The following is a 13,804-nucleotide window of genomic DNA, read 5'->3' as shown; positions in this document are numbered from 1 at the left end:
TCAGTTCAAGCCTTTAACTAATTCTCTAAATAGTAACCTTGCTCCTTTGGCTGCAATCCGACTCCTGACAAGCTTCACAGGACGGCCCGCAGCTTTTTCAGTATCTAACTGTTCACCCAAAGTTTTACCAATATCATTTTTGAGCCGCGATCGCTTTGGCTCTATCCTCGTAAAAACCCACTGCCACAGAGACTTGCGACACAAATCTGAACCGCCCACAACTTTGCTTTTACGGCTATCGCCCGACGCTTCCATTGATGGAGCAGCGCCGAGAGCCTTCTGAAATCTTCTCAGTGAAAGGTGGCGTTTAGTGGGCTTTTTTGAATTTCTCCCTTGGCGTATCCGCACCTCTGGCTTACCATCTAGCAAGAATCCCTCAATGGGGTAAATCTGGGAGAGAATGATCGCACTTAGGCGATCGCCAAACCCAAACTTTTTAAAAACTATGCGGTAATGGTCAAACCGAGTATCAGCAAGCAATTGCCGTAACTCTCCCTCAATGACGTGTTCCTCATGCTGAAGGTCACAGATGCGTTTTGCGTGTTCTCGAACAGTGTCAGTGATTCCCAGTCCTACAGTTTGCGAGTAAAGGCGGTCATAACGCGTACTTTTCCGAACTCCAGCAAGCCAGCCCCAAAGCAAAGGGGCTTCACCAGCTTCACCTCGGAGTGACCGCACTAGTGCCACCTCTGGAAACTGCCAAGCTAAATCTTGCCTTGCGCGATTCACGATCGGGGATTGAACGCGGTTTAAGTGAGCGAGTCTAAGCACTAGTTCGCGGATTTTGACAATGGCGCGATCGCGAATTTGAACAAATCGCCGTGGGTCTTGGTGGTAATCGAAGTAGTAACAAGCCAGTGCTAGAGCGTCTGCATCATCATCTTTGTCTGGTAATGCTAGGTGATTAGCTCGATAATTCCTCAGTTCTTTGTGACCTACCAACCGCACTTCTACACCGCTTCGTGCCAAGTGAGTGCCCCAAAGCTTACTGTAGTTACTGCCAGTCGGCTCCAGTAGTGCAATGTCCGCATTGAGCGCGAGTAAATGTTGTATGCCTTTTGCATCAGCGCTCAACTCAAAAAACGGGCATTCGTAATAAAATTGACGTGGATCTTCGGGCTTATCCGTAAGCAGACAAGCCGAAACTGAGGACTTGCTGACATCAAGTCCCAATATTTTAATCATTCAGTTCCTCCTGGGTGGTTTCGTCTTATCCCTGATGCCATGCCTGCGAATCACCCGAAGGCCCAATCAGCCTAATTCACTCTCAAGGCAATACCACAGCGCGAACTGTGGCGACATAGGGAGGAACAGCGCACTCACAGCAGCCGAGCTTAAGAATTTGAGAAAGCCATGCAGCTTGATTCCAAGCAAAAGCCCTAAGCTGCTGTGTATTGTGCTGTACGAGTGCTTTGGACACAACCCGCGACGGTGGCTTGTTTCCACCGTTTCGGCTACTGTGTCAGGTAGCCCGCGCGTGGGAGAGCGCGATCGCAGTTGCGATTCATCAGGCGGTTATATGCTTTCGAGAGTGACGGTAATTGTGTGTAAGTCTTTCATCAGTATTTCTTGAGTGTCTTCTGTGGCATTTTCAACCTTTGAGATAAACTCAATTAATTTATCTAACTGAGCTTTAGCCCTAATTAACTTGTGCCATTCAATGTAGTAATCCCAGCTTGGATCTGGATGTGGAATATTTAAATTTTCTTCATTATTCATAAATTTCATCATCATCAAATTCGTCATCACCAACTAATGAATATGAGTTTTTTGGGTCAATTTCGTTAAGAACATCAACCATTGCTCGACCGCTCAAAACGTCAAAAACTGAGTAGCCACCCTGTCCGATCGCAGTTTCAATTCGCCTCATCTTCAGAGCTTGCTCCAGTTCTGGAGTTCTAAGACGCGGATCGACGTCATCAATGGAATTAATCGGTGGCGGCACTTCATCCCCTTCAATCCATCGCTCATGCTGGCTGTTGTAGAATTCTAGCCAAGCTCTAGCAGATGGTGGTTGTGGTGCAGTTTCAAAAAAATCAGCCAGTTCTTTTGACCTTTGGAACCCTTCAGCATCACATTCCATTGATTCAACCCACCCGTTACTCAGGGCAAAACCACCAAGGGATGCAGTCTCGGCTTGTACTTCAATAACTTCAGCACCAAGGCCTGTGGCAATGAGTTGAGTTATCGCATTTATTTGAATCGGGGAGAGACGCTCTAAATCAATAATCCACAGCGCCACCTCTTCACCATTTGGCCCGGTGGTTCGCTCCAGGGGGAACGGGTCGCGCATGGGTGTCTTGCCATCTGGGAATAAATCTAAAATTAGCTCGTAAGGATTGCCGGGTTTGAGTTTTACCCAAGTGTCATGTTTGGTCATAAGGTTTTGCGTTCTCAGTTAAAAATCTGCCGGGTCGCTGCTTGTGGGACTCCCAGGATTAAAAGGGATATCGTCCACTAAGTCCTGCTCTTTCTCTTCATTCATTTGAGCTTTCAGAAGTTCAACCTGTTTACTTAACTCCGCATACTCTGCCTTGAGAGCTACTAATTGTTTCCTCCGGACTGCAATTTCTTTATCAATTTGGTTCTGTATATGCTCGTCATGAATTTGGCGCTCAACACTTTCTATAAGATTCTGTGTCGCAATTTCTTGGTCTTCATACTCGTCAGCTAGTGCGGTTTTCTCTAATCTGCACGAATTGTAATCGCCAAGATTTAGAACTCTTTGGTAAGTGATGGTTGTTACTTTCATTTGCTCAAAATGTGCTATTTTTTACGAGTTAACGTTTGAAGTGTTGAATTTGATTTTGAACGGCGATCGCGTCTGTGTTGGCGCGATCGCAATTGATTCACCCCAGAGCAAGAGCAAGCTGTTTGCCAATGGCGTCAGCCTCTTCTTCCTCCCTGGCTAGGGTGTTAACAATTTGCTGTAAAAACTTCAGTCGCTGGTATAGATCAAGTTTTTCGCAGTATTCAATGGCATCTGGATCTAATTCCCAGAACATCTCCCAGTCGGCTATTTCCAAAAGACTATCAGACGGATGCATTAAGCTTTGAATCAAAAAATCGGACAGATGAAGCAAAGACCCTCTGTTAAGTTGAGCAATGATTTTCTCGTTGTCCATGAACTATCCTCCGAACTGTTTTCTTAACCGCTCCAGCAGCGCTGCGCCCTCGCCATAGCGCTTGCCGGTGAAGCCAAGGACTTCTGTCACGATCGCACTATCACTTTTTCCCTCCCCCAGGCGTTGAATTAACCGCCAAAGTACCCGGTCGTTGTCAGAAAAATTTTCCTCTAAATCCGCCTCCAGACCGGGTTTGAGGTCATTTTCAGGTGGTTTTTCCGGCGCGATCGCGTTTTGCTGGAATGGTTGGACTATGGTCGAACCACCGCGCAGCGCTGCGGCTTTCATCTCCCTGTATGGAGGGAGTTTGAGCGGCTGATCGTCAAGTAAACAGTGTGACTGGTCGGCTTTTAACCAGTTAATAAGCGCTTCATTTTTCAGGGATTTGGCGTGGGTTATCGCCTTTTTACCAAGGCGAATACGGTAGAAAGCATCAGCTAAATCGCTCTTACCGTCTCGTCTAGTCCCCAGGCGGCTACTCGGTCGTATTGGCTGAGAAGAACAGCAAAACGTCGGGCTTTGCGTCCCCTTCTGGCGTGACGTTCTAGCCATTCGCCTGAGCTTGACACTTTTGATACGAGTTCGGGGTACTCTTCCGCGATCATGACTCGTTCAGTTCCAGCCAAAGCATCATCGCCGCGTTCGTTTCTTAGCTTTAGCTGGTTGCTCAAATCGTCTAGATCCTCAGCCATACCGCGCTCAATTGCGGCCCAGTTTTCGCCTTTACCAATTACCTCAAGCCCTTGCCAGTCGGTCGGTGTACCTTCACACTCGTAGACGCGAACCCGTCCGCCCACTGTGTAGGCGAGGTATTGTGCTAGGGTGCTTTTCCCGGTTCCCATTTCGCCGATAATCATTACCTGTTTACCCTCAATGGCGGCGATGATATCGGTGATGATTTCCAGTGGTTCCTCAACTACCGCAGCGCTTGCTTCAATGACTTGGGACATGGGAACCCCGGCGTAGGGCAAGGCATCGTAGACTTTCAGGAGTTTTTTGACAGCGTTTTCGGTCGCTTGACAAATGTTGATACCCAATTTCAAAGTAGCTGTGACACCGTAAAGGCTAAACAGTCCGAGGGAAAAGACTACACGACCTAGACCCCATGCACAATAACGCATTAACGTTTTAGCGTTGGGCAAGTGCATCTCTACCCAGGTGTGGGCATTGGCAGTTCTGGGCGGCGCTGCAACTTTGATATCTATTAGATCATTTGCCATACTGCACCTCTATTTTCAAGTAAAAGGGGTGCTGAGTTTGCTGTTTGCAAAGTGCAATGATGCCGATTATCAGGGCTGAAGTGGTGAGAATGAGAATAAAAATTTGGTTCATTCTTTAGTCCCCCCTGCTCCCTGCTCCCTCTCTCGAATTGCCTTCCAGGTTTCAGGGTAGATTTTACGATCCATCCGCCGAATAGAAACTTGAACTTCTGGTGGTTCCAGTTTCAGCCCTTCCTTAATTGCGATCGCAGCTTCTAACCACGGACTACACTCTTGAGTCATAAGTCACCTCAATTTCAGGGATTTCAGGCACTGCAATTACTGGTGGATCGATTTCAGAAGTTAGGTAAGCAAGCGCTGTAAAGGCATCACCCACGGTCAAGTCTGGGTAATATCCTTTTTCTATCAAAGCTTGGTAGTCTGGATGAAGGTAAATTTCACTAATTAGCAGTGAGGCTTCAGCTACTAGTTCAGAGAGTGTTTTCATTAGCCGATCCTCTTGTACATAAAGGTGTTGGTCGATGAACCAACGCGTGCTACCAGTTCATCTTCTGGAGTGTCGGCGATGATTTCAGCCCAGCCAGTTTTGTCATTATTGCGGATGTTATTTTCTGCAACAGCGCCCAGACCGGGGCGAGACTTTTCAAATTCCTCAACTACTTTTTGTTCTTTGGGTGTTAACGGTTGGTTGTTCATGGTAAATTTTGCTTAGGTAGTGGATAATTCAATCGTTTTTTAACAAGCTCTAGCGGAAACTAGGGCTTGTTTTGATTTGGATGGTTGGATAAGGAAACTCGAAAACAGCGACCGCCACCGACCATCATCACTTCACGATCTGCAAGGCGTACAGCTTTGCTACGGCTGACTTTCATCATCGGAAATGAACCGTCTGGTGAAAGGCTGAACATTTCGTAATTCTTCAGGGAATCCCATTCAACTGCTGTTCTGTCAGCTAGTCCTGAATACTCAACTTGATTCATGTCTGCGGCCGAGGCAGCGCTAGGTAAAGATGGCAAGTGTCGCCTTGCTCTTTCTCGCTTCGGCTTTAACTCGGTTTTATCTTCGGTCTTTGGTGGTGCTTTAGTGCCATTACTAACGGCTTCTAGTGCTTCCATAGTCGTTGCATACTAGGGTCATAGTGGGTCTTAAGTGCCTGCATACTGGGGTTATAGTCACGCTTAAGTGGCACTTAAATAGGTCTTAAGTGGCACTTGAATAGGTGTATACAGGTGTTTAACTACTGCGATCGCAGTCCAGTTATTTTGGTAAAAAGCTTGTTATCACTGGGTTTTAGCGTTTTTTAGTCTGGGTTTACCTCCGTTATTCTTGGGTTTTAGTCAGTTTTAGGGTGTTTCCGCATCGGGCACGCTTGGCAATGGTGCGGGTGCTTGCTCCATACTTGCCACGCAAAGGTTTAGGCGTGGGGGAGCGAGATCACAGAAGCTTTACATCGGAGTGAGACACTAAAAAAAGACCAGTCAAATAACGCACTTTTCCCAAGCCAGTTAGATTGGCTGGTCTTTTGTTGTCTATATAAGGCTCATTATGGAGCTTCTTTCTTGCATCTGTCAAATAGAAGCTCCATAATGAAACATGAGCGGGTAAGATGAACGCAAAAAGCAAACGACTAAAAGAGGAGAGTGATTCCCCATTGGACGCTCTAAGGATAGAACGAACCGATTTAAACCAAGATCAACTCGCAATGCGCTGCGATATTCCCAGATCCACTTACCGAAGATGGATCTCAGGTAAGACTGAAGCGCGACTCACCGTATCTCAATTTAAAAAGTTATGCCGTGAGTTAAAAATTGACCGAGTTGAGGATTTACCCGATCATTTTGAACCTCCCAAGCGGTAAAGTCACTAAAACCTAAAAAAAACAAAAAGCCACCCAGATTTAGAAGGTCGGTGGTGGCTTTCTGATATCAAACTAATAGTATTATGCCAGAAAATAGCATACAAAATCAAGCTTCTTATCCACAGCCCAAAGTTGTCTCTATCTCTAAGAATGCTGAGAAGAGAGAACCAATTAAATACAATAAACCCCATTGCATTATCCCAATAGCGGATATGACATGGGTGTTAAATCAAGCTAAAAGCATACAAAAATTGTGGAATGAATGTTGGCAATCAGACCCCTTTGGTAGTCGATGGGTCAAGCTAACAACCACATTAAAATCATCAGCATTTAGATTAGCTAGACGTGCATTATCCGCCGCAGGTCTGTTTGAATTCAAGCGTGAAACTTCCACAAATGACTCACGTAAAACTGAGTCATGGTCAGTCATCAATTTGCACGGTGCTAGGCGAATAAAAGACTTTTGGAACTCTGAATCAATAGCCGCCACAGATTCAGAGATATCCGCCACAGATTCAACGATATCCGCTACACATTCAACGATATCCGCCACAGATTCAGCGATATCCGCCGCAGCTGTGGCGGATATCTCTACTGAAACCATTGTAAACACTGGGGTTCCAGAAGCCCTCAGTAACTCTTCATTATCTTCTCAGGAACTTCTCAAAGAAGAAGTTCCTGAAGAAGTTACACAAGAAACCACGATGAACGAACTCTCTCAAAGAGTTCGTTCTCGTGGCACAAAAATCGCGGACAAATTAGCAGCTGCTATGGAGCGCTGTATGAAATTGTCCGCAGGAGAAGAACCCGAACAGTCTTTTAGGGAATTATTTATTACGAGGTACAAATGGAAAATTGATGAGGAGAGATTTAAACAACTACTTCAACTCACCAAGTCATGTACACTTTCGTTCTTTGAAAAATTCAAATACGTATACAAGAATGACGGAATGAGCGCTCCTAGAACATTTGATAAAGCTATAAGCCTTGTAATAAAAAATGCTTCAAGCATCAATGAAGCAGTGAATTTACAACTAGCAGCTTTCAATTATCAACCCACTTGATTGTTGATACAAAAAAAGGCCGCTGTCACGGCCATGAATTTATTACTTCAAAAACATTATGAAACATAATTCTGATGTGCCTGGGCAATTAGCATTATTCGCTATTGCACCAACATTTGAAAAAAGCACTACCATTCACGATCCTTACTGGAATGAACTGGAAACTGCGCCCCAACACGAGGAACCAGAAACCAGATGGAATCCTGCTGACTTTGGAGAAGTGCCCCATAAGGTAAGTGACAACGGACAACTGACAATTTTCTTTGATGACAGCGACGAACCACCAGACCCAGACGATTATCAAAATCTGGATGATTACGAGCAAGCCTGGGCGGAGTGGAGAACACGTGTTGGGGCGCAAGTTACCACAAGCACTATTACAACCACAGTAGAATCTCGTGTTGGGGCGCAGGTATCACACGTTACTCAAAAAGTTGCGCCCCAACACGATACCCACTGGGTAGAAAAGTACTGGGTAGAAAGGTCTGGTAATAAATATTGGTACTACCGCTACTGCTGGATGGTATCTAGGAAGAAGAATCGTATCTACCTCGGAAGTGTAGACAGTAACCTAGCAAGACACAAAAAAGCAGATGTGGAAACTGCGATCGCAGATGGTAAATTACCAATTGAGATTGAGCAGTTAATCCGAGGCTGGAAACATGAGCCGTCCACCATGCCCAAGATGCCATCAAGAAACACTAATTTTTAAAAACGGTAGCTATCGATTGTCTGACCAGACAGTAGTGCAAAGGTGGTTTTGTCAGCGATGCCGCAAAGGCTTTACTCCTGCAACAGTTCAGGAGATTGCCGCAGCAGTTCTTGAAGCTTCCGCAGCTCGTCCCAGGTGCGAGATGTAATGTCTGGTTTTGCAAAAAGCTGTGTAGAGCGGTAATTCTTGGTTCTCCAAGCGATGTAGCTGTCAATTATGAGGAGGAAATCCCCTATCAGCACGGGGATTTTTTCAGACTCATTGATTAACAGTTTGGAGTCAACAGCCCTAGCGTAAGTCAAAATGTCATCTTTGAGCGCTACGGGGACGCGAATTGTGGTTGTCTTGCCACCGTTCCATCCAGGCTGCCAAGTTGTAGATTTCCGTCCACCTTTGCTCATGTTTATCGCATCTATTGCGTGTTACAAGGCAATATTACAGGAAATGGGGAGTTACGAGTTAGGAGTTATCACTAAAAATCCACATCCCGGCGTTGTAGATATCTATACCTAGCCCGGATGTCTACGCTTAGATAGATCCCGCCCACTCCAAGGATACAAAATCTGAACTTCTTCTCTGTTGTATTGTAAAACCTGTTCAAGTTCCTCAAACGTCCATTTGCTGTAATGGACAATTTTTTCCCCAAACCAATCCAGGGATACTCCGTTAAAAGCATCATTAACTACTCGCTCTAAACCTGCTTCAGATAGAGCAATTAATAAGATAATAGCTTTGACATTTTTCTGTTTAAGTGCCTCATAAGCAAGCAGCTTGTTGAAATCCCTAACACTAATAGTTTTAGCTATAGATGCTCCACTTTTAGTGCCTTCGCGAGGTACAGTCACCTCCACTTGTGAACCTGTGAAACCATCTTGCTGCAATAGTTCTAAACGTTTTGACCCTCGTTTTGTGAACGTGCCAAACCATTGCTTTGAGTAACCCAAAGCAAGTCCCACTCCTGTTGCACTAAATCGCTTCTCAAAAGTGTAGTTTTGGAGCTTATAAGCATCTACTGGAATTCTGCCAAACCATATAGTTGTCTCAATAGCTCGAATGAGATCGCTCATGGTGGAACAACCTGACTAAGTATATTTAATTAACTATAAGTCTACTAAGCGTATAGGCAACAAAAATGCATTAACGGGACAATCCCTGTTCCCCAATGCCGAATGCCCAATAAAAAGCGATCGTACTTTATCCGATTAGTGCGATCGCTTGCTTGTTATCTTTGAAATTTTAGATTTTCAGTTTATCTCAACTCTGGGTAAACCCGATCGACCTCCTCCCATGCCTGATTCGCCAAAAATTCGAGCGCCATAGCTAAATAGACTGGATGGTCATATTCACCACCTTGTAAGCGCTCGAAGAAGATTTCAATTTGGAGGAATAGGAGATTGGGGTTCATAGAGTTGCGATCGCCTGTCTAACCTCGTCATCACTCACCTCGATGTACCGGCTTAAAACCTTCAAATCAGTGTGACCAGTAGCTTTTTTAATAGTTGCCAAGCTAACACCCCGCCTTGCCAGCCTCGTAATAAAGCTCCGGCGGGTGGAATGAGTCGATATTCCCTTGGCTGACAAACCCGCTCTCTCTACAGCTGTGCGTAAAATTTGGTCAGCCCCCCTCAACCCCATCGGTTCGTCTCCATCCCTCGACGGGAATAACCAAGCTGAACCCGGTTCTGGCTTATATGCTGCTAGCAACTCAGCCAAAGTATCGTGAACCGGCACTTGGCGCGTCTGTCGCTTCCCGTTGGGTGTTGCCTTGCGAGTCCTGGCGCGAAAGTTGATATACTCGCTGGGTGTACCATCAAGGTTATACACATCCAGCAATTGCAACTTCACCAACGCCCCCCAACGTTCCCCGGTGTACCAAGCTAGATCCAAAAGCAGTTTATATTTTTGAGAGCGGATCTGCTTACGAATTTTGGAATAGTCCGCGTCGGTCAAAACAGCGGCTTGTCCATTTCGATTATTTTTCATTTTATTTCTAACTTCTGTCTGTTCCGGTTTAGCCAGTACCAATGGTTAAACCGGAATATTCCTAACTTTATAGTTGAGAAATATTCGACTCAATCCTATTAGCAGCAAGCATCACACGTCCTCGGTGAATGTGCTTGTTTTACATAAAAGTGGAACATTTACATTATTTTTATCTGTGAATAAAACAAGTAAATAACTATTTAAAAATTTCTGAATATGACAGTTATCAACATTGCTACACAGATTCCATCTCAGATCACAACATTGGAGCAACTGCACGCATGGACGGGGATGGCATTATTTAGGATTAATGCGGATACCACTGCGATAGAAGGCGCGGGCTATACCGAGCGGGTTGCTCAATGCGGGAATTTTTACGTAGCTGCTGACAGCAAAACAAGGCTGATCACAAGAACATCGCTGGAAGTGTCACCCGATTATCTGAGCGCGACAGGCAAACCTTGGATGTTTGTTCAACCACTATCAAACACTGCATTGCCTTCCAGCTTTAGCTCTAACTAATAAGGCAGCAAACCTATGTCAACCAATCCGCGCCAATTTAGTAGCCTTGACAACGGCGATCGCGGGATGGGTGAATCGCTTACAAATCGTCCTGCTACAGGAGCGCCTGTAGGCGATCCAATAGATTTCGACGCACTAAAAAGGCAGGTATCTAATGAACGCAGACAACCTGGGTATCAATGGAAAGAAACATCTGGTGAAGCAACACTAGAACGCCAAAGGCAAATCGACCTAGCAATTGCAAGAAAGCAAGAATACGCGCAAGAGCAAGCAGCAAGGGAAATACAGACTGCGAGAGAACAAGCATCCAGACAGGAATTGCAAAATAGGATTCGTAACAATGAGCCAGCAGACTCAGAAGTAGCTACGCCGCGGGGGGAATCACCACTCGCACAACAACAGCGCTCTACACCCGAACGTCAGCCATTGCCCAGCACTGGTAGAACACCACCAACGCTGAACGGTACAGCTGCAAGAGCTAACCCATTAATAGAACCCACGGCAACACCAGCCCCCGCAGCACTCAAAGAAGCGATCGCCGCAACTGCGGGAAATGCGATTAGTGCCTTGCCAAGGGCATTACCACAAGCGGCTGGGAGACTTGTTATACCCGGTGTAGGGGCTGCATTATCGATTGGTACGCGCCTTGTAGTGGGACAATCTGTTACCCAAGCTGTAACTAGCACTGGTGCTGGATTAATTGGTACTGGAATTGGTGCGATCGTCGGCACTGCGATTGGAGGTCCCATCGGTGGCGTTGTCGGCGGAATGATTGGTGGTACTGCGGCGTCACTTTTTTCCGATTGGTTATTTGCTCAAAACTTACCGACGGCTGTAAATCACCTTGAAACATTTACACCTAACTACCCGGCCTTCATTGGTGGACAAGAGCCGGGAGCAGCGTATCAAGTAACCTACACATACAAAATCCTTTACGATGGTCAGACGCAGCCGACAACGTTTAATGAATCATCTGTAATGTTCGGCCCCGTATCCGCTCCAGTGCTGTACAAGAGCGACACTGGTATGGGTGCTTTATTCCACGCATTCGATTATGTAGGCAACCCCAAGGAATATCAAACATCACGCGGCGGTAGTGGTACGCCAATAAGTGTAAGTGTTCAATCGGTAACGTATTTATATGGCGGACGCGGTCAAGAGTCACCCGTAATACTGCAAAATCCGACACCGCCGCCAGATAATTCGCCATACCGCTATGATTCATCCCCTGTCGGTAACGATAACGTCATACCGTCCGGCATCCCTGGGGCAGGTAAAAATAACGGCGAAGCCCGGTCTATCGCCCCATCAATGCCATCGAATAACACGCCCAATGGTGCGCGTGGTTTTGTTGGACATGGCGGACTTGCACCGTCTTACTTGCCAAATCCCGAACACCAACCGTCAAACCTTGGCGGTATGTTACCAGCGGTGAAAAACGCACCGCAGCCATTACCGTTCGCCGAACCGGAAGATATACCAGTGCCGCGCGCGCCAACATCAGAAGGCACGGCTACGACAACAGCGACGAATCCATCTACATTCGCATATCCCACCTACGTACCACAAGTCGCGCAGCCCATACCTATAAGTGACGCATTGTCACCCGTACCGGCAAAAACTCAACCAATACCAAAAACACCCGAACAGATAGCGACCGATAAAACCAATGAAACTATAGAACAACAAAAGAAAGACTTCGACGATCAAATTAAGCGCTTGACGGCAATTGCTACAGGATTAGCAGCGCTGACACCCGCGATACAGGGCATACCAGACGCTATAGCAAATTCCCCAACCGTTCAAGCAGCGAATAGAGAAACTACCCAAGGTGCAGTTTGTGAAATTGCTCAACCTGGCGGATGTTTGGGCAATGCCTTAGAAAATTCTGCAAACAATATCAACCAAAATAACAATCAAAATACAGCTAACCTTCTAGACAAAATTAATGCTGGTGCAAACGCTGCACAATTGGCACTTCTAGAATTAATCAATACAAAGCTGGGTGATTTACTCCCTGGTGGATTATCGGGTACTTTCTCTAGATTGTGGCAAACACTGCAAGTAGATAGAATCCTCAACATTCTAATTCTAATCACTACTTTTCATAATGCTTTAATGCTTTCCAACAACCTAGCCCAAACTCTATTTGCTGCCATTGATAATATTTCCCAAGCAGTAGGTTTTAAGTGGAAAAATGAAAAAGGTGAAGAATCCGGTTTTGGTAGCATCGTTTCCGAATGGACTGCTGACTTTTTTAAATTAGTGTTCGGCGAAGAAAACTATACAGAATTAGTGGCTAATTATAAAAAAGCTAATCGAATATATCAAGCGACTGCAAATATATTCAATGCACTGCAATCAATTGGGTATTCAATTCTTAGTGCATTGGAAGTTGTCGGTAGCTATGTAGCTTTAATCGGAAATGCTCTCCGTAAATGGGGCGAAGTTGGGGAAACCGCTTACAAGTGGTTCAATCCACAGCCCAATTTTCACAATAAGTTTTTCACCACATTAGAAGGGGCTACTAACGTTGTCTCTCAAATAGATCAAGTAGCTTCTGAGGTCGTCTCTGTAGAGCAAAATGTTGCTCAAATTGGAGAATTGAAAAATGAACTAGGCAAATCAATAGGTGAAGAGCACGGCTCCAAACAAGGCGTACAACCACCAGAAGCAACAAAGGTTAAAGCGGCGTTTGATGCTTCCAAAATAGTTAGTGCTATTGGGATCGAGCTTGATGATACAGATTTTGAAGCTGATGAGGGAGACTGATAAATAATGCCATTACCAGATAATTTTGACGAATGGGAACACTTACAAGACACTGTAAGACTCTGGCATAACAAAGCAGTAAATCAATATTTTAAAAATACTGAATCCGATAGTTTAGACACTCCTAAGAAATCTTTAAAAGTTGCTTGCACCATGAAGGATTCTGATACTTCAACGATGACGTTAATGAGGCTATGGCTGTTTGAAGTAACAGCAGGAAGGTTGCAAAGCGTGCAGCGACCTGTGTATGGTATTCCTTGGTTTGATGTGCAATCAGAAAGGACTTTCAAACCTCAAGTAAAACTTTATTTTTTAGAGCCGTACAATTTTGAGATTCACAGTAACGAATCAACACCTCAGCTAGAAGGTGAAATTACTTTTAGATTAATGCATGAATCTAGTGAAACTATCAGCAGAAGTGATGCTGAAAGACTTGCTAGACAAATTAAAAGTATCTTTGCTACTCCCCCATTTATCTGGCATAAAGGACATTTTAAATGCACTTATACCGATAAAGAACGTGGCTACGAATTAAAACTTTTAGTTCC

At 45.2% G+C, this 13,804-nt stretch carries 22 protein-coding genes; 6 read left to right on the top strand and 16 right to left on the bottom strand.

What is annotated here, in order from left to right; genetic code table 11:
* The 12 genes from V7K44_RS01580 to V7K44_RS01525 form a co-directional block, all read right to left on the bottom strand.
* Positions 1 to 1,185, bottom strand: a complete 1,185-nt coding sequence (locus V7K44_RS01580) for an IS110 family transposase (protein WP_334928003.1) — start codon at positions 1,183 to 1,185, stop codon at positions 1 to 3.
* A 330-nt stretch (positions 1,186 to 1,515) separates the two neighbouring features.
* Positions 1,516 to 1,719 (bottom strand): hypothetical protein, encoded by a 204-nt coding sequence (locus V7K44_RS01575; protein ID WP_334928001.1) that lies wholly within the window; start codon positions 1,717 to 1,719, stop codon positions 1,516 to 1,518.
* Entirely contained in the window at positions 1,712 to 2,380 is a 669-nt protein-coding gene (locus tag V7K44_RS01570; RefSeq protein ID WP_334927999.1) for a hypothetical protein, read from the bottom strand. Before V7K44_RS01570 ends, V7K44_RS01575 begins: the two co-directional genes overlap by 8 nt.
* 18 nt (positions 2,381 to 2,398) lie before the next feature.
* Positions 2,399 to 2,752 carry a hypothetical protein gene (locus V7K44_RS01565; RefSeq protein ID WP_334927997.1) on the bottom strand — a complete coding sequence of 118 codons (354 nt, stop codon included), beginning with the start codon at positions 2,750 to 2,752 and terminating at the stop codon, positions 2,399 to 2,401.
* Between the two features lie 97 nt (positions 2,753 to 2,849).
* Positions 2,850 to 3,125 carry a hypothetical protein gene (locus V7K44_RS01560; protein WP_334927995.1) on the bottom strand — a complete coding sequence of 92 codons (276 nt, stop codon included), beginning with the start codon at positions 3,123 to 3,125 and terminating at the stop codon, positions 2,850 to 2,852.
* Positions 3,126 to 3,128: 3 nt separating this feature from the next.
* A complete protein-coding gene (locus tag V7K44_RS01555) occupies positions 3,129 to 3,413 on the bottom strand; it encodes a hypothetical protein (RefSeq protein WP_334927993.1) in 285 nt (94 codons plus the stop codon).
* A gap of 149 nt (positions 3,414 to 3,562) precedes the next feature.
* Positions 3,563 to 4,345 carry a hypothetical protein gene (locus tag V7K44_RS01550; protein ID WP_334927991.1) on the bottom strand — a complete coding sequence of 261 codons (783 nt, stop codon included), beginning with the start codon at positions 4,343 to 4,345 and terminating at the stop codon, positions 3,563 to 3,565.
* Complete coding sequence (locus V7K44_RS01545; protein ID WP_334927989.1) at positions 4,335 to 4,457, bottom strand: hypothetical protein; 123 nt, start codon at positions 4,455 to 4,457, stop codon at positions 4,335 to 4,337. Before V7K44_RS01545 ends, V7K44_RS01550 begins: the two co-directional genes overlap by 11 nt.
* Positions 4,454 to 4,627 carry a hypothetical protein gene (locus tag V7K44_RS01540; protein ID WP_334927987.1) on the bottom strand — a complete coding sequence of 58 codons (174 nt, stop codon included), beginning with the start codon at positions 4,625 to 4,627 and terminating at the stop codon, positions 4,454 to 4,456. Before V7K44_RS01540 ends, V7K44_RS01545 begins: the two co-directional genes overlap by 4 nt.
* Positions 4,611 to 4,832, bottom strand: a complete 222-nt coding sequence (locus tag V7K44_RS01535) for a hypothetical protein (protein ID WP_334927985.1) — start codon at positions 4,830 to 4,832, stop codon at positions 4,611 to 4,613. Before V7K44_RS01535 ends, V7K44_RS01540 begins: the two co-directional genes overlap by 17 nt.
* Complete coding sequence (locus tag V7K44_RS01530; RefSeq protein WP_334927983.1) at positions 4,832 to 5,041, bottom strand: hypothetical protein; 210 nt, start codon at positions 5,039 to 5,041, stop codon at positions 4,832 to 4,834. Before V7K44_RS01530 ends, V7K44_RS01535 begins: the two co-directional genes overlap by 1 nt.
* A gap of 59 nt (positions 5,042 to 5,100) precedes the next feature.
* Positions 5,101 to 5,460 (bottom strand): hypothetical protein, encoded by a 360-nt coding sequence (locus V7K44_RS01525; RefSeq protein WP_334927981.1) that lies wholly within the window; start codon positions 5,458 to 5,460, stop codon positions 5,101 to 5,103.
* A gap of 491 nt (positions 5,461 to 5,951) precedes the next feature.
* Between V7K44_RS01525 and V7K44_RS01520 the strand changes: the two genes are divergently transcribed.
* The 3 genes from V7K44_RS01520 (at position 5,952) to V7K44_RS01510 (ending at position 7,979) form a co-directional block, all read left to right on the top strand.
* Positions 5,952 to 6,203, top strand: a complete 252-nt coding sequence (locus tag V7K44_RS01520; protein WP_334927979.1) for a helix-turn-helix transcriptional regulator — start codon at positions 5,952 to 5,954, stop codon at positions 6,201 to 6,203.
* A gap of 83 nt (positions 6,204 to 6,286) precedes the next feature.
* The gene (locus tag V7K44_RS01515; protein ID WP_334927977.1) at positions 6,287 to 7,267 is read left to right on the top strand and encodes a hypothetical protein; all 981 of its coding nucleotides are present in this window, start codon (positions 6,287 to 6,289) and stop codon (positions 7,265 to 7,267) included.
* 58 nt (positions 7,268 to 7,325) lie between these two features.
* Positions 7,326 to 7,979 carry a hypothetical protein gene (locus V7K44_RS01510; RefSeq protein WP_334927975.1) on the top strand — a complete coding sequence of 218 codons (654 nt, stop codon included), beginning with the start codon at positions 7,326 to 7,328 and terminating at the stop codon, positions 7,977 to 7,979.
* Between the two features lie 71 nt (positions 7,980 to 8,050).
* Here V7K44_RS01510 and V7K44_RS01505 read toward each other — a convergent pair whose 3' ends face one another.
* From V7K44_RS01505 to V7K44_RS01490, 4 genes are all read right to left on the bottom strand, one after another.
* Positions 8,051 to 8,380: a hypothetical protein gene (locus tag V7K44_RS01505; protein WP_334927973.1), complete on the bottom strand. Its 330-nt coding sequence runs from the start codon at positions 8,378 to 8,380 to the stop codon at positions 8,051 to 8,053.
* A gap of 108 nt (positions 8,381 to 8,488) precedes the next feature.
* Complete coding sequence (locus V7K44_RS01500; RefSeq protein ID WP_334927971.1) at positions 8,489 to 9,046, bottom strand: hypothetical protein; 558 nt, start codon at positions 9,044 to 9,046, stop codon at positions 8,489 to 8,491.
* Between the two features lie 182 nt (positions 9,047 to 9,228).
* Complete coding sequence (locus V7K44_RS01495; RefSeq protein ID WP_334927969.1) at positions 9,229 to 9,384, bottom strand: hypothetical protein; 156 nt, start codon at positions 9,382 to 9,384, stop codon at positions 9,229 to 9,231.
* Complete coding sequence (locus tag V7K44_RS01490; RefSeq protein WP_334927967.1) at positions 9,381 to 9,962, bottom strand: tyrosine-type recombinase/integrase; 582 nt, start codon at positions 9,960 to 9,962, stop codon at positions 9,381 to 9,383. Before V7K44_RS01490 ends, V7K44_RS01495 begins: the two co-directional genes overlap by 4 nt.
* Before the next feature lie 216 nt (positions 9,963 to 10,178).
* On the opposite strand from V7K44_RS01490, the gene V7K44_RS01485 reads away from it, so the two are divergent.
* From V7K44_RS01485 to V7K44_RS01475, 3 genes are all read left to right on the top strand, one after another.
* Entirely contained in the window at positions 10,179 to 10,484 is a 306-nt protein-coding gene (locus V7K44_RS01485; RefSeq protein WP_334927964.1) for a glucose-6-phosphate dehydrogenase, read from the top strand.
* 15 nt (positions 10,485 to 10,499) lie between these two features.
* Positions 10,500 to 13,256, top strand: a complete 2,757-nt coding sequence (locus V7K44_RS01480; protein ID WP_334927962.1) for a hypothetical protein — start codon at positions 10,500 to 10,502, stop codon at positions 13,254 to 13,256.
* Positions 13,257 to 13,262: 6 nt separating this feature from the next.
* Positions 13,263 to 13,804: hypothetical protein (locus V7K44_RS01475; protein ID WP_334927960.1), on the top strand; the 542-nt coding region annotated here is incomplete at its 3' end.

Origin of the sequence: Nostoc sp. (assembly GCF_036917235.1) — a bacterium.
Lineage (GTDB): Bacteria > Cyanobacteriota > Cyanobacteriia > Cyanobacteriales > Nostocaceae > Nostoc.
This window is presented reverse-complemented; position numbering and strand designations above follow the sequence as displayed.

What these genes read in the sequence shown, in the direction of transcription:
- V7K44_RS01580 (WP_334928003.1), bottom strand. Translation starts at nt 1,185, where the DNA reads ATGATTAAAATATTGGGACTTGATGTCAGCAAGTCCTCAGTTTCGGCT.
- V7K44_RS01575 (WP_334928001.1), bottom strand. Translation starts at nt 1,719, where the DNA reads ATGAATAATGAAGAAAATTTAAATATTCCACATCCAGATCCAAGCTGG.
- V7K44_RS01570 (WP_334927999.1), bottom strand. Translation starts at nt 2,380, where the DNA reads ATGACCAAACATGACACTTGGGTAAAACTCAAACCCGGCAATCCTTAC.
- V7K44_RS01565 (WP_334927997.1), bottom strand. Translation starts at nt 2,752, where the DNA reads ATGAAAGTAACAACCATCACTTACCAAAGAGTTCTAAATCTTGGCGAT.
- V7K44_RS01560 (WP_334927995.1), bottom strand. Translation starts at nt 3,125, where the DNA reads ATGGACAACGAGAAAATCATTGCTCAACTTAACAGAGGGTCTTTGCTT.
- V7K44_RS01555 (WP_334927993.1), bottom strand. Translation starts at nt 3,413, where the DNA reads ATGAAAGCCGCAGCGCTGCGCGGTGGTTCGACCATAGTCCAACCATTC.
- V7K44_RS01550 (WP_334927991.1), bottom strand. Translation starts at nt 4,345, where the DNA reads ATGGCAAATGATCTAATAGATATCAAAGTTGCAGCGCCGCCCAGAACT.
- V7K44_RS01545 (WP_334927989.1), bottom strand. Translation starts at nt 4,457, where the DNA reads ATGAACCAAATTTTTATTCTCATTCTCACCACTTCAGCCCTGATAATC.
- V7K44_RS01540 (WP_334927987.1), bottom strand. Translation starts at nt 4,627, where the DNA reads ATGACTCAAGAGTGTAGTCCGTGGTTAGAAGCTGCGATCGCAATTAAG.
- V7K44_RS01535 (WP_334927985.1), bottom strand. Translation starts at nt 4,832, where the DNA reads ATGAAAACACTCTCTGAACTAGTAGCTGAAGCCTCACTGCTAATTAGT.
- V7K44_RS01530 (WP_334927983.1), bottom strand. Translation starts at nt 5,041, where the DNA reads ATGAACAACCAACCGTTAACACCCAAAGAACAAAAAGTAGTTGAGGAA.
- V7K44_RS01525 (WP_334927981.1), bottom strand. Translation starts at nt 5,460, where the DNA reads ATGGAAGCACTAGAAGCCGTTAGTAATGGCACTAAAGCACCACCAAAG.
- V7K44_RS01520 (WP_334927979.1), top strand. Translation starts at nt 5,952, where the DNA reads ATGAACGCAAAAAGCAAACGACTAAAAGAGGAGAGTGATTCCCCATTG.
- V7K44_RS01515 (WP_334927977.1), top strand. Translation starts at nt 6,287, where the DNA reads ATGCCAGAAAATAGCATACAAAATCAAGCTTCTTATCCACAGCCCAAA.
- V7K44_RS01510 (WP_334927975.1), top strand. Translation starts at nt 7,326, where the DNA reads ATGAAACATAATTCTGATGTGCCTGGGCAATTAGCATTATTCGCTATT.
- V7K44_RS01505 (WP_334927973.1), bottom strand. Translation starts at nt 8,380, where the DNA reads ATGAGCAAAGGTGGACGGAAATCTACAACTTGGCAGCCTGGATGGAAC.
- V7K44_RS01500 (WP_334927971.1), bottom strand. Translation starts at nt 9,046, where the DNA reads ATGAGCGATCTCATTCGAGCTATTGAGACAACTATATGGTTTGGCAGA.
- V7K44_RS01495 (WP_334927969.1), bottom strand. Translation starts at nt 9,384, where the DNA reads ATGAACCCCAATCTCCTATTCCTCCAAATTGAAATCTTCTTCGAGCGC.
- V7K44_RS01490 (WP_334927967.1), bottom strand. Translation starts at nt 9,962, where the DNA reads ATGAAAAATAATCGAAATGGACAAGCCGCTGTTTTGACCGACGCGGAC.
- V7K44_RS01485 (WP_334927964.1), top strand. Translation starts at nt 10,179, where the DNA reads ATGACAGTTATCAACATTGCTACACAGATTCCATCTCAGATCACAACA.
- V7K44_RS01480 (WP_334927962.1), top strand. Translation starts at nt 10,500, where the DNA reads ATGTCAACCAATCCGCGCCAATTTAGTAGCCTTGACAACGGCGATCGC.